Origin of the sequence: Micromonospora sp. WMMC273 (genome assembly GCF_027460285.1) — a bacterium.
Taxonomy (GTDB): domain Bacteria; phylum Actinomycetota; class Actinomycetes; order Mycobacteriales; family Micromonosporaceae; genus Micromonospora; species Micromonospora aurantiaca.
On record NZ_JAPZBE010000001.1, the window covers coordinates 4,278,963 to 4,292,267 of the forward strand.

Here is a 13,305-nt window from a genome sequence, read left to right on the forward strand (position 1 = left end):
CTGTGACCCCGCACCGCAACATCGGGTTCGTCGCCGCGGCGGCGACGCTGCTGGCGGCGGCCCCGCTGTCGGCGATCTTCGAACGCTGGACCTGGCTGATCCAGGCCGCCGTCGTGGTCGCCGTGGTGGCCGGATCGGCCGCGTTGAGCCGGCTGGGCCGGATGCCGCTGTGGGGACAGGTGCTGGCCATGCTGGCCGGGCTGACCCTGGGCCTGACGTGGGTCTTCCCCGGCGGCACCGAACTGCTCGCGTTCGTGCCGACCCCTGCGACGTTCGGGCACTTCGGCGACCTGCTGCAGACGTCGTTGCAGGACATGCGCTCGTACGGCGTGAAGGTGCCGGACGTCGACTCGCTGCTGTTCCTCGCGGTGCTCGGCATCGGCGCGGTCGCGGTGGTGGTGGACGTGCTCGCGGTCGGGTTGCGCCGTCCGGCGCTGGCCGGCCTGCCGATGCTCGCCATCTACTCGGTGCCGGTCGCGGTCTACGTGGACAGCGTCCCGGCCACCCCGTTCGTTGTGGGCGCCGCCGGTTACCTCTGGCTGCTGGTCACCGACAACGTCGACCGGGTGCGCCGGTTCGGCCGCCGGTTCACCGGCGAGGGCCGTGACGTGGACGTCTGGGAGGCGTCCCCGCTCGCCGCGGCCGGACGGCGGCTCGCCGTGGTCGGCGTGATCGTGGCGGTGGCGCTGCCGCTCGCAGTGCCCGGCATGACCGGCGGGCTGCTGAACAACGTCGGCGCCGGGCCCGGCGAGGGCAACGGGCGCCCGGGCCAGGGCGGCAGCTCGGGCAGGGTCGACCTGTTCGCGGCGCTCAGCGGCCAGCTCAACCAGAGCGAGGAAATCGAGCTGGTCAAGGTCAGTACCAACGAGACGACCCCGTTCTACCTGCGCCTGGGCGTGGTGGACGACCTGCGGCCGAGCGGCTTCCAGGCACGTGTGCCGACCGGGAAGTCGGTCGCCCGTTCCCTGCCCGACCCGGGGGACGACGCCCCGCGCGGTGTCGACCGGCAGCGCTACCGCGCCACGGTCGAGGTGACGAAGAACCTGAACATGCCGTTGCTGCCGGTCTACACCGAGCCGGTCAAGACCGAAGACCTCAACGGCAACTGGCTGTACGACACGAATCAGCAGGTCGTCTTCTCCAACCGGGACAGCGCCCGTGGCAAGAGCTACTCGTTCGACTACGTCCGGTCCACCTTCAGCCCGGCGGCGCTGCGGGCGGCCCGCTCGCTGCCCTCGGACAGTCCGGTGATGCGGCAGCAGACCGAGCGGCCGTCCGTCCCGGCCGTCGAGGAACTCGTCGCCGAGCTGGTGAAGGACAAGTCGAACGACTACGACAAGGTCCGGGCGATCTACGACTACTTCTCCGTGGACAACGGCTTCGCCTACGCGCTGTCCACCCGCAACGGCAGCAGCGGCGAGGACATCACCGACTTCCTCGCCACCAAGGTCGGCTACTGCCAGCAGTACGCCGCGGCGATGGCCTGGCTGGTCCGGGCCGCCGGCATCCCCGCCCGGGTCGCCGTCGGCTTCACCAACGGCAGCAAGGCCGACAACGGCACGTACGTGCTGACCAACCGCAACCTGCACGCCTGGACCGAGGTCAACTTCAACGGCATCGGCTGGGTGCCCTTCGACGCCACCCCGGCGGCGGCCGTGCCCGGCTCGGTCCGCTCCGCCTGGGCGCCGGACATCGATGCCCCCGAGGAGGTCACCCCGTCGGCCGGCAGCACCAGCGCGCCCGACGCGGCCGGCCCGTCGGCCGGGCCGAACGAGGCGGACCGGCTGGACAAGGACACCGATCAGGGCCTGACGCTGGACCAGGGCGGCCCGGCCGAGGAGAGCCCCGTCTGGCCGTGGTGGCTGGCCGGTGCGCTGGCGCTGCTGGCGCTGCTCGCCGTACCGGCCCTGCGCCGCTCCGCGCTGCGCCGACGCCGGCGCGTCCGGGCGGTCCCGCCCGCGGCCGCCGCGCTGCCGGTGCCGGGCCAGCGCGGCGAGACGCGGCCGGTCGTCGTCGGTGTGGACGCCGAGGCGGCCCGCGCCGACGCGCACGCCGCCTGGGACGAGCTGCTCGACACGCTCGTCGACTTCCACGTCCGGGTGGACCGCACGGAGACCCCGCGGGCCACCGCCGAGCGGCTGGCCCGGGAGGCACTCGCCGAGCGCGGGGACGCTGCGACCGGGGTACGCCTGCTCGGCCGCGCCGAGGAACGCGCCCGCTACGCCCGTGACCCGCTGACCGACGCGGAGTTGCAGCCGGCGCTGCGTACGGTCAGGGGCGCGCTGGCGGCGGGTGCCGGCCGCCGTACCCGGCTGCTGGCCGCGCTGCTGCCCCCGTCGGTGCTGCAACGCTGGCGTACCGCCCTGGCCGAGCGGTCGGCGATGGTGGTGACCACGAGCGGTCAGGTCCGGCAGCACATGACCCGCTGGAGCCCGCGCCGCCTCCTGGCCCACCGTCCCACCCGCTGACCCACCCGCCCTGCCCCTCCCACCCGCCCCCGGCCCTCCCCTCCCGCGCGGCCCGCCCGCCCTTCGGCGGTGATCAAGGAGTTTGTGTCCGAATCGAGCCCCACTGAAGACACAACCTCCTTGATCACCGCTTCTGGCCCGGGCAGCGCATCCCGCCTGCCGGGCGCGCATGGCTGATCAGGTGAGCTGGACGCCCCGGCCCGCCCGGCCCGCCCCGGCCCGGCCCGGCGATCTTGCAGTTTGCGCCCGGGTGAAGGGGACATTCGGGGCACCGCTCGGACCGAAAGTGCAAGATCGCGGGTGAGGGCGGGTGTGGCGCCTGCTGGCGGGCGCGAGGAGGCGCTTGGCGTGGCGCTGAGGCGGGGAGGTTTGGGCACGACGGGGAGCTGCCCTGCCGCGACCCGGGCGCGGTGCGCATGCTCACGTGCGGGGCGACCGGGGCGCGGTGCGCACGCTCACGTGCGGGGCGTTCCGGGCGCGGTGCACACGCTCATGTGTGGGGCGGACCCGGCAGCACGTGCCGGCTGGAGACGTCCGAGGGTGTGCAGAGGCGGCGGGCCGCGGGGGTGCGTCGAGTGGCGGGGACGGTGGGTGGGTCGATCGCGGGCATGACGGAGCGCGGGCCCTCGCCCGCGCTGCCCGGCGACCGGCAGCAATACGCCCCGGCGGCGCTGGCCGGCCGGTTACGGAGGCGCCGCCGGTTCCCGCCCCGGGTCAGGGGCGGGACGCGGTCAGCGGTGGCCCTCCGGGCGCTGCCGCCAGCGGTCCTCCATCCGATCGAGGAAGGAGCCCCGGCGACCACCACCACTGCGGCCACGGGGACGACGCCGGCTCGTCGTGCCGCCGACCACGTGCAGGTCGGGCGACTGGGATCGGCGGTGCGACTGCACCGCGTAGCCCAACGAGGCCAGCATGACGACGAAACCCGCCACGGCCACCGCGGGAATCTTGATCACGGCACCGTAGATCAACAGGGCCAGACCAGCGACGACCACGCCGGCAGCGACGAGCACGCGACGCCGCGCGTGGAAACGCGGGTCGCTGGCGCGCACGGCCGAGGCGAACTTGGGGTCCTCGGCAAGCGACCGCTCGATCTGCTCGAACAGCCGCTGCTCGTGCTCCGAGAGCGGCACGGCACTCCTCCCCGGTCACGTTGGTCGGCCCGGGCGGGCCGACAGACCGTGGCAGCCAACCGGCTGCTTACCCGCAAGTCTACGAGGGCCCCCGCGCGTCGGAAAGCGGGACGACCTACGGCCGGGTCGGTTTTTCGACTTGTCGTGTATCACGACGGCCGAGAAGACTGGCCGGACCTATGACGGACCGCCCGAATCGGGCAGCAGCCGCGTCGGCCGCCGCCTCCGCCTCGCGCCAGCCGCGCTCGGGCGCACCGAGGGTGAGCTGCTGCGGGGTCTCCCCGGCGGGGGCGAGACCTTCCATCCGGACCCCGACCAGCCGAACCGGCTCGCCCGGGGCGAGCGCACCCCACAGCGCCCAGGCCGTGTCGAACATCTCCCGGGCGGTGTCGGTGGGCACGGCGAGCGTGCGGGAGCGGCTGATCGTCCGGAAGTCGGCGAAACGGACCTTGAGCGACACCGTACGGCCCACCTGCCCGGCCGCCCGTAGCCGAGCGCCGGCCTTGTCGGCGAGCGCGAGCAGGGACCGCCGGATCTCGTCCGCGTCGGTCACGTCGGTGTCGAACGTGACCTCCGCGCCGATCGACTTCTCCACCTGGTCGGGCGTGACGCCACGCGGGTCACGCCCCCAGGCCAGCTCGTGCAGGTGGGCGGCGGACGCCTCGCCCACGGCCCGGCGCAGCAGGCCGGCCGGCGCCTCGGCGAGGTCGCGCACGGTGCGCAGGCCGAGGCGGCGCAGCGCGTCCGCGGAACGCTCCCCCACGCCCCACAGCGCGGACACCGGCAGCGGGTGCAGGAACTCCAGCACCTGCGCGGCCGGGACCACGAGCAGGCCGTCGGGTTTGGCCCGGGTGGAGCCGAGCTTCGCCACGAACTTGCTCGGCCCCACGCCCACCGAACAGGTCAGCTGTTGCTCCTCGGCGACCCGGCGGCGGATCAGCGCGGCGATGTCGGCGGGCCGGCCGAACAGCCGTCGGGCGCCCGCCACGTCGAGGAACGCCTCGTCCAGCGACAGCGGCTCGACCAGCGGCGTGACATCCCGGAAGATCCGCATGACCGCCCGCGACGCCGCGGTGTAGGCGGTGAAGTCGGGCGGCAGGTAGACCGCGCCGGGGCACAGCGCACGGGCGCGGGCGGTGGGCATGGCGCTGCGGACGCCGTACCGCCGGGCCTCGTAGCTGGCGGAGCTGACCACGCCGCGCGGGCCGACGCCGCCCACCACCACCGGCCGGCCGCGCAGCTCGGGGCGGCGGCGCACCTCCACGGAGGCGTAGAACGCGTCCATGTCGACGTGCAGGATGGTGCAGCCGGTGTCGTCGGCGTCCGGCCCGAAGCGGGGGTCACCGCCTCGGGGCAACGACTGGCTGCGGCCCATGCCAGCAGGCTAGCCCGCCGGTCCGACAACCCCACCGCCCAGCCCACGGCCACCGAGGCGCCACCCCACGCACCGGCCAGGACCGGGCCCGTTCAGCCCCGGACCACAAGCAGCGGGACTGTCATCTCGGCGGCGGTGTCCGCGCCGTGGTACGCCACCAGCCGCGACGCCATCGGCGGTTCGGAGCGGGTGGCGACCACCGCGTACGTGTCCCGGCAGACCACCACCACGTCGCCGATGCGGGTCAGGTGTGCCTCGGGCACCGGCCCGAACCAGCCGGTCGCCACCGCCTCGGCGCGGGTCAGCACCTGCGCGGCCGGGCCCAGCACCTCGGTCCAGGCGGCCACCACGTCGGCCTCGGCGCCCGGCTCGACGTGCAGGTAGCGGACCCGGGGCTCACCGGCGACGACCCGTACCCCGGCCCGCAGCCGGGGGTCGGTGTCCAGGTCGATCCGGTGCCCGGCGGGCACGTCGAGCTGGCCGTGGTCGGCGGTGACCAGCAACGCGGCGTCCGGCGGCAGCCCGTCGACGAGCCGGGCCAGCAGGATGTCCACCTCGGCGGCGGCGGTCCGCCAGGGCGCGGAGTCGACGCCGCTGAGGTGCCCGTGCCGGTCCAGGTCGGGGTGGTAGCCGGAGACGAGTGCGGGCCCGTTCCCGGCGGCGAGCGCCGCCAGCATCCGGGCGGCGAGCGCGTCCACGCCTGCCGCGCCCCGGTAGTCGCCGCCCCGGTTGGCGGCGAGCGTGAGGCCGCTGCCGGCGAACTCGGGACGGCTGACCACAGTCACCGCGACCCCGGCGGCGCGCGCCCGCTGGTACCAGGTGGGCACCGGCTGCCAGCTCACCGGATCGGGGTCGCCGGCCCAGTCGACGTGGTTGAGCACCCGGTCGGTGCCGGGCACCCGGACCGTGAAGCCGAGTACGCCGTGCGCGCCCGACGGGGTGCCGGTGCCGAGGCTGACCAGGCTGGTCGGGGTGGTGGACGGGAAGCCGGTGGTGAGCGGCCGGCCGGCGGTGGCGGCCAGGCCGGCGAGCGTCGGGGCGTACGGGGCGGCGGTGGGGATCTGGTACCAGCCGAGGCCGTCGACGAGCAGTACCGCGATCCGGCGTACCCCGGCCAGGCGCGGGGTCAGGCCGAGCCGGTCGGCCGCGCCCGGTACGCCGAGCAGCGCCAGCGCGCTGGGCAGCACGTCGGTCAGGGCGCCGCCGTCGTAGCGCGGCGCCACCCGGTCCAGCGGGCCGGGAGCCGGGCCGGGCGTCGGATCGGGAGCCGGACCGGTCATGCCGGGCGGCGGGCGAACAGGTGCAGCTGGGCGGCGAGATCCCGGTACGGGGACCGGGCTGCGAGGGCGCGCTCCAGCTCCACCAGGGCGGCCTGCTGGCCGTCGGCCACCGCGGCCGGGAGAAGGTCGGCGAGCACGCGTACCCCGTGGATCTCCTCCACGACGAGGCCGGCGGCGGTGAGCAGCGCGGTCGCGTCGGTGGCGTCGTAGCGGCGGCGCAGCGTGTCCCGGCCGCCGGTGGTGCCGTGCGGGTCGGCGGCGAGCGCGGCGGCGGCGTCCAGTTGCCCGTTCATCGCCCGGCCGAACACGGCGGCGGCCCGGCCGGCGACGAGCACGCTCGCCGCGCCACCTGGCCGCAACGCGGTGACCAGCGCGGACATCACCGGTTCCGGGTCGTCGACCACCTCGAGGACGGAGTGGCAGAGCACCAGGTCCACGGTGGCCGGTTCGACGAGTCCGGTGAGCGCGTCGGCGTCGCCCTGCGTCGCGCGTACCCGATCGGCGACCCCGGCCTCGGCGGCCCGGCGGGTCAGCGCGGCGAGCGCGTCGGGGCTGGCGTCGACCACTGTGACCCGGTGACCGGCCTCGGCGAGCGGGACGGCGAAGCCGCCGGTCCCGCCGCCGACGTCGAGCACGGAGAGTCGTTCGCCGGCCCGCCGGTCCAGCTCGGCCCGGAGCACCGACCAGATGACGGCGGTGCGGGGGGTGAGGGTTCGGATCTGCTCCACGCGCCGAGCCTAGTCACCCCCCGGCCCGGGTTCAGGACTCGCCGCCGCCGGCGGGGTCGTCCTCGGCGCGGGAACGCTGGTGGTTGGCCACCGGGCCGTCGGTCACCTGGTATTCCCGCGGCTCGGCCTCGTGGGTGGGCGCCCAGTCGGCGCCGAGGCGGGTCCGTCGGGCGTTCGCCACGCCACCGGCGTTCGTGCGGTGAAAGGTCATCTGTTCATCCCCCATACCCCGGGTGGGCCACTCTGCCCACCCGCGTCGGGAGTCTCCCGCCTCCGGCTCACGGAAACCGTAATGTGGATCACTCCATCAACGGAAATCCCTGGATGCCGGTGTGACGGGGGGCTCGATCGCGTCCAGCCGGTCCGCGGTGAGGTTCGTGACGCCCTCGTGCCGCTGCAGCCGGCCCCGCACCACGAGTGCTCCGCTGGTGCGGGCGATTCGACGGTATCTCTGCCACAGCCCGGGGGAGCAAGTGACATTGAGCATCCCGGTCTCGTCCTCCAGGTTGAGGAACGTGACGCCGCCGGCGGTCGCCGGGCGCTGCCGGTGGGTGACGATCCCGCCGACCCGGATCCGCTGCCCGGGTGGCACCTGGCCGAGGCGGGCGATCGGCACCGCGCCCAGTTCGTCGAGGCGGTCCCGGATGAACCGGGCCGGGTGGCTCTCCGGGGACAGGCCGGTGGCCCAGACGTCGGCGACCAGGCGGTCCACCGCGGCCATGCCGGGCAGGGTGGGCGGGTCCGCGCCGGTCACCGTGCCGGGCAGCCGGCCGGGCCGGTCCTGGGCCGCCGCGCCGGCGGCCCAGAGGGCCTGCCGCCGGGTCAGCCCGAAACAGGCGAACGCGTCGGCGGTGGCCAGCGCCTCCAGCTGCGTGGCGGTGAGACCGACGCGGCGGGCCAGGTCCGGCATGTCCCGGTACGCCCCGTGCGCGGCGCGTTCCGCCTCGATCCGCTCGGCCACGTCCTCGCCGAGGGTACGGACGCTGCCCAGCCCGAGCCGTACCGCCGGGCCGCCCAGCCCCCAGGCGTGCGGCGGCTCCCCCGGCACGCTGCCCCACCGGGTTTCCGGCGTGGACTCCAGCACCGCCTTGGCGCCGCTGGCGTTGATGTCCGGCCGGCGCACCTCCACGCCGTGCCGGCGGGCGTCGTCGGCGAGTGTCTGCGGCGAGTAGAAGCCCATCGGCTGGGCGTTGAGCAGCGCGGCCAGGAACGGGCCCGGGTGGTAGCGCTTGAGCCACGAGCTGGCGTACACCAGGTAGGCGAAGCTCATCGCGTGGCTCTCCGGGAAGCCGTAGCTGGCGAACGCGGTGAGCTTGCGGTACACGTCGTCGGCCAGCTCGCCGGTGATGCCCCGCTCGGCCATCCCGGCGTAGAGCCGGTCGGCGATCTGCGCCATCCGCTCCACCGACCGCTTCGCCCCCATGGCCCGGCGCAGCTGGTCGGCACCCGCCGCGTCGAACCCGGCCAGGTCGATGGCGAGCTGCATGAGCTGCTCCTGGAACAGCGGCACGCCGAGCGTCTTCTCCAGCGCGTTGCGCATCAGCGGGTGCGCGTACGTGACCGGCTCCTGGCCGTTCTTGCGCCTGATGTACGGGTGCACCGAGCCGCCCTGGATCGGGCCGGGCCGGATCAGCGCCACCTCCACCACCAGGTCGTAGAACTCGCGCGGCTTGAGCCGGGGCAGCGTGGCCATCTGGGCGCGGCTCTCCACCTGGAACACGCCCACCGAGTCGGCCCGGCAGAGCATGTCGTAGACCTCGGGGTCGTCCAGCGTCATGTCGCCCAGGTCGAGGCGGGAGCCGATCAGGTCGTAGCCGTAGTGCAGCGCCGAGAGCATGCCGAGGCCGAGCAGGTCGAACTTGACCAGGCCGACGGCGGCGCAGTCGTCCTTGTCCCACTGGAGCACGCTGCGGCCGGGCATCCGGCCCCACTCCACCGGGCACACCTCGATCACCGGCCGGTCGCAGATCACCATGCCGCCGGAGTGGATGCCCAGGTGCCGGGGGAAGGTCTGCAGCTCGTTGGCGTACGCGACCACCTGCTCGGGGATGTCCGCCACGTCGACCGCGGCGACCGAGCCCCACCTGTCGATCTGCTTGCTCCAGGCGTCCTGCTGGCCGGGCGAGAAGCCGAACGCCTTCGCCACGTCCCGCACCGCCGACCGGGGCCGGTACGAGATGACGTTGGCGACCTGGGCGGTGTGCTCCCGGCCGTAGCGGGCGTAGACGTGCTGGATCACCTCCTCCCGGCGGTCGGACTCGATGTCCACGTCGATGTCGGGCGGGCCGTCGCGTTCCGGGGCGAGGAACCGTTCGAACAGCAGCCGGTGCCGGACCGCGTCCACGTTTGTGATGCGCAGCGCGTAGCAGACCGCCGAGTTGGCCGCCGATCCCCGGCCCTGGCAGTAGATGTCCTGCGCACGGCAGAACGCGACGATGTCGTAGACCACCAGGAAGTAGCCGGGGAAACCGAGGTCTTCGATCATCCGCAGCTCGTGTTCCAGCTGCGCGTACGCCTCCGGGTGCGCCTCGGGCGGGCCGTAGCGCTCGCGGGCGCCGTCCATGGTCAGCCGGCGCAGCCAGCTCATCTCGGTGTGCCCGGGCGGCACCGGGTACGCCGGCAGCTGCGGCGCCACGAGCTGGAGGTCGAAGGCGAGTTCCGCGCCGTACTCGGCGGCCCGTGCCACAGCGCCCGGGTACGCGGCGAACCGCGCCGCCATCTCCGCGCCGCTGCGCAGGTGGGCGGTGGCCGCGGCGGGCAGCCAGCCGTCGATCTCGTCGAGGCTGCGCCGGGCCCGGACCGCCGCGACGGTGGTGGCCAGCCGACGCCGTCCCGGGGTGGCGTAGTGCACGTTGTTCGTGGCGACGGTGGGCAGCCCGGCCGCGGCGGCCAGGTCGGCGAGCGCGTCGTTGCGGTCGGCGTCGACCGGGTGGCCGTGGTCGGTCAGCTCCACCGCCACCGTCTCCGCGCCGAACAGCGCGGTGAGCCGGTCCAGTTCCCGGGCCGCCGCGTCGACCCCCTCGGTGAGCAGCGCCGCGGGCACGTGCCCCTTGCGGCAGCCGGTGAGCACCAGCACGTGGTCGCGCAGCTCGGCGGCGATCTCCTCCAGCTCGCCGTAGACCGGACGGCCCTTCTCCCCGCCGCGCAACTGGGCCCGGGAGATGGTGGCGGCCAGGCGCGCGTACCCCTCGTGCCCGTGCGCGAGCACCAGCAGGTGCCGGCCGAGCGGGTCGGGCTCGCCGTTCTGCGGGCCGGGCAGCCCGAGGGACAGCTCCGCGCCGAAGATCGTCGGCAGCCGCAGCGCGCGGGCCGCCTCGGCGAAGCGCACCACGCCGTAGAAGCCGTCGTGGTCGGTGACGGCGAGCGCGGTCAGCCCGAGCCGAGCCGCCTCCTCGGCCAGTTCCTCCGGGTGGCTGGCACCGTCGAGGAAGCTGAAGTTGGAGTGCGCGTGCAGCTCCGCGTAGGGCACCACGCCGTCCGGGCGGGCCAGCTCCGGCGGCCGGTATTCCTGGCGCTTGCGGCTCCAGGCCGGTGAGTCGCCGCCGTCGGCGTCGACCGCGAGCGGGTCGACCACGTGCAGGTGCCGCTCGCCCCCGGCCCGGCCGGAGAGCACCTGCTCCAGCTTGGACCACGGCATCTTCGGGTTGTGGAAGCTCACCGGCGCCCGCCTCGCCCACCACCCGACCGCCCGAGATCTTGGTACGAAACGGCCCCTGGAGGGGCGCATTCCTTCCAAGATCTTCCCCGGCGCTCAGTCATAGATCGCCTCCACCAGCCACCGGCCGCCCTCGACCGCGAGCAGCAGGGCGGCACCGTCGGCCAGGCTCACCTGGAACCGGGCCCGGCGGCGCGCCTCGACCGGCGCCCACCAGCGTTCGTCCACCGGCCACGGCCCGGCCCAGCCGGTGATCTCGGCCGGGCGCCCGTCGCCGACGATGAGCCGGGCCGGCGCCGCGCTGACCGCCAGCCGCGCGCTCACCACGACCGGCTCCCCCGCGGCGTCACGCACGTCGGCCGGCAGCGGGGTGGGCAGCACCACGGCCGGCGACGGCGGCGGAATCCGCCCCGGCCACGGCGGCTCGGCCACCGCCCGGCCCCGCCCGGCACGCAGCCCGGCACGCACACCCGAAGCCGGTACGACGACCGAGGCGGACGCGGCACCAGGAGCGGCCCCGACACCCGGGACGGGCGATGCGGCCGGAGCCGGGGACGCCGGGACCGGAGGCGCTACGGCGGGTGGCGGGCCGGGGCGGGCGGGCACCCGCTCGTCGCCCCACGGGACCAGGCGCACCTGGTCGGCCGGGGACCGTCCGCCGCCGAGCACGGCGGTGACCACCGCCTCGGGACCGAGGATGCCCTGCACCCGGTTCAGCGCGCGGTGCGCCCGCTCCCGCTCCTCGCCGGTCTCCCCCCACAGCCCGGCTTGCAGGCCCGCCTGGGCGAGCACCCCGTCCGGCACCAGCCGCAACCGGACGATCCCGGCGGTGGGGCGGGCCGGACGTGTCCCGCCCCGGCCGTTGCTGCCGGAGAGCCAGCCGTCGAGCTGCCAACGGACCCGGTCGGCGACGGCCGCTGCGGTGAGCAGGCCGTCGTGCCGCCAGACGCGGTGCAGTTCCTGGCCGTGTGCGGTGACCGCCTCGATGCCGAGGCGGGTGCAGGCCAGGCCGTACCCGGCCAGCCGCTCGTGCAGCCGCTCGGCGAGCATGCGGGCGGCGAACGCGGCGGCGTCGACCCGGTCGACCGGCTCGTCGTAGTCGGCGGTGACGGTGAGGTCGGCGGGCGGCTGCCGGACCGCCAGCGGACGGTCGTCCCGGCCGCCGGCGAGCCGGTGCGCCAGCGCCCCGTCGAAACCGAACCGGGCCAGCACGTCCCCGGCCGGCAGCGCCGCGAAGTCGCCGAGGGTACGGACGCCGAGCCGGCGCAGCAGGTCGGCCAGCGCGGGCCGGCCGAGCGCCTCGACCGGCCGGGCGGCCAGGAACTCGCGGGTGCCGCCGGGGGCCACGATCCGGCCCTCCCGGGCGGCCAGCCCGGCCGCGAACACCCCGTCGGCGATGCCGGCCTGGCTCTCCACCGCGCAGCTCTGCGCGACGTGCTCCACGATCCGCTCGGCCGCCGCCTCCTCGCCGCCGAGGTAGCGGCTCGGCCCCCGGGCCGCCGTGGCGCAGGCGCCGGGCCGGATCACCTCGACGCCGGCGACCACCTCCTCCACGGCGGCCACCACCGGCTCGAACGCGCGCACGTCCCTGCCGGGATCGTGGTCGACCACCGTCAGGTGCGGGCAGCGCCCCTGCGCCTCGCGGCGGCGCAGCCCACGCCGGATGCCCTCGGCGCGGGCCCGCTCGGAGCAGGCGATCACCCGGTTGGCGTGCAGCACCACGACCGGGTCGGTGGCGGGCACCCCGTCGACGATCTCGGCGGCGAGGACCGGCCAGTCCGGGCACCAGAGCAGCAGCGTCCGCTGCGGTCCGCCGCTCACGCCGGACCGGCCGCGACGAGCGTACGGGCGGGTGGGGCGACCACGCGCAGCCGGCGCGACGGCGCGGCGGACGGGACGCCGAGCCCCGCCGAGCGGGGGATCACCCGGGTCAGCTCGTCGCCGGGCAGCCAGACCTTGATCTCCTTGGGGCGGGCAGCGGCGCCCCGGCCCCGGGCCGAGACGGTCACCTCACGGCGGCGCAGCCGCCCGCGACCGGCGCCGAGCCCCTGCCAGACGCCCCGGACCACCTGGAGCGTGACGTCCGCACCGTCCCACCGCCCGTACGGGACGAGCACGCTTCCGCGTTGCCGGGCGCGGGCGGCCAGCCGGGTGGCGACCGAGGCGGAGACAGTGGCCGGCACGGCGGTGACCACCACGTCGACCCCGTCGATGAGCGCGGCGACCACTGTGGGCCACTCCGGCCCGGGGTCGGGCACCAGGGCCAGCCGCTCCAGGGCGATGCCCGCCTCGGCGGCGGCGCCGGCCCCGAAGGTGGGTACGCCGACCACCGCGCACCACGAGCCGGCCCGGGACGCCTCGGCGAGCAACGCGAGGATCAGCGAGGTGGCGCCGCTGCGCCGGGGCTGGCCGGCGCCGACCGCGACGGTGCTGCCACGCCGCAGGCCACGGTTGGGCAGCAGCCCGGTCAGCTCGGCCCGGACGGGCAGCACCCGGTGGCCGCCGGCCGGGTCGGGCGCGCGCGCCGGACGGACCAGATCGGCCAGGGCGGCGGAACCGACCACCATGCGGCCCGCCATCGGACCAACCCCCCGTCGTGTTTCGCCACGGGCCCGCCCGTGGATGGTGCTGTGGATCGTGTCGTGCGCGGCACGCGTGTGCCGTGG

General features: G+C 75.6%; 9 protein-coding genes. 1 reads left to right on the forward strand and 8 read right to left on the reverse strand.

What is annotated here, in order from left to right; genetic code table 11:
• The first annotated feature begins 2 nt into the window (after window positions 1-2).
• On the forward strand, window positions 3-2,468 hold the full coding sequence (locus tag O7611_RS19645) for a transglutaminase TgpA family protein (protein ID WP_269697357.1): 2,466 nt from the start codon (window positions 3-5) through the stop codon (window positions 2,466-2,468).
• Between the two features lie 731 nt (window positions 2,469-3,199).
• Here the strand turns inward: O7611_RS19645 and O7611_RS19650 are convergent.
• From O7611_RS19650 to O7611_RS19685, 8 genes are all read right to left on the reverse strand, one after another.
• On the reverse strand, window positions 3,200-3,601 hold the full coding sequence (locus O7611_RS19650; protein WP_128139017.1) for a DUF3040 domain-containing protein: 402 nt from the start codon (window positions 3,599-3,601) through the stop codon (window positions 3,200-3,202).
• A 115-nt stretch (window positions 3,602-3,716) separates the two neighbouring features.
• Window positions 3,717-4,976 carry a DNA polymerase IV gene (locus O7611_RS19655; protein ID WP_194801208.1) on the reverse strand — a complete coding sequence of 420 codons (1,260 nt, stop codon included), beginning with the start codon at window positions 4,974-4,976 and terminating at the stop codon, window positions 3,717-3,719.
• Window positions 4,977-5,068: 92 nt separating this feature from the next.
• Entirely contained in the window at window positions 5,069-6,256 is a 1,188-nt protein-coding gene (locus tag O7611_RS19660) for an alkaline phosphatase family protein (protein WP_269697358.1), read from the reverse strand.
• Window positions 6,253-6,984: a methyltransferase domain-containing protein gene (locus tag O7611_RS19665; RefSeq protein WP_269697359.1), complete on the reverse strand. Its 732-nt coding sequence runs from the start codon at window positions 6,982-6,984 to the stop codon at window positions 6,253-6,255. Before O7611_RS19665 ends, O7611_RS19660 begins: the two co-directional genes overlap by 4 nt.
• 31 nt (window positions 6,985-7,015) lie before the next feature.
• Window positions 7,016-7,195 carry a hypothetical protein gene (locus tag O7611_RS19670; protein WP_013287622.1) on the reverse strand — a complete coding sequence of 60 codons (180 nt, stop codon included), beginning with the start codon at window positions 7,193-7,195 and terminating at the stop codon, window positions 7,016-7,018.
• 96 nt (window positions 7,196-7,291) lie between these two features.
• Entirely contained in the window at window positions 7,292-10,642 is a 3,351-nt protein-coding gene (locus O7611_RS19675; RefSeq protein WP_194801205.1) for an error-prone DNA polymerase, read from the reverse strand.
• Between the two features lie 93 nt (window positions 10,643-10,735).
• Window positions 10,736-12,460 (reverse strand): DNA polymerase Y family protein, encoded by a 1,725-nt coding sequence (locus O7611_RS19680; protein ID WP_269697360.1) that lies wholly within the window; start codon window positions 12,458-12,460, stop codon window positions 10,736-10,738.
• The gene (locus O7611_RS19685) at window positions 12,457-13,218 is read right to left on the reverse strand and encodes a hypothetical protein (protein ID WP_269697361.1); all 762 of its coding nucleotides are present in this window, start codon (window positions 13,216-13,218) and stop codon (window positions 12,457-12,459) included. The genes O7611_RS19680 and O7611_RS19685 overlap by 4 nt, the downstream gene beginning before the upstream one ends.
• Window positions 13,219-13,305: the final 87 nt, after the last annotated feature.

Bases quoted from the DNA above. Each gene is read 5' to 3' on its own strand.
- O7611_RS19670 (WP_013287622.1), bottom strand. From the start codon at position 7,195: ATGACCTTTCACCGCACGAACGCCGGTGGCGTGGCGAACGCCCGACGG.
- O7611_RS19655 (WP_194801208.1), bottom strand. From the start codon at position 4,976: ATGGGCCGCAGCCAGTCGTTGCCCCGAGGCGGTGACCCCCGCTTCGGG.
- O7611_RS19685 (WP_269697361.1), bottom strand. From the start codon at position 13,218: ATGGCGGGCCGCATGGTGGTCGGTTCCGCCGCCCTGGCCGATCTGGTC.
- O7611_RS19660 (WP_269697358.1), bottom strand. From the start codon at position 6,256: ATGACCGGTCCGGCTCCCGATCCGACGCCCGGCCCGGCTCCCGGCCCG.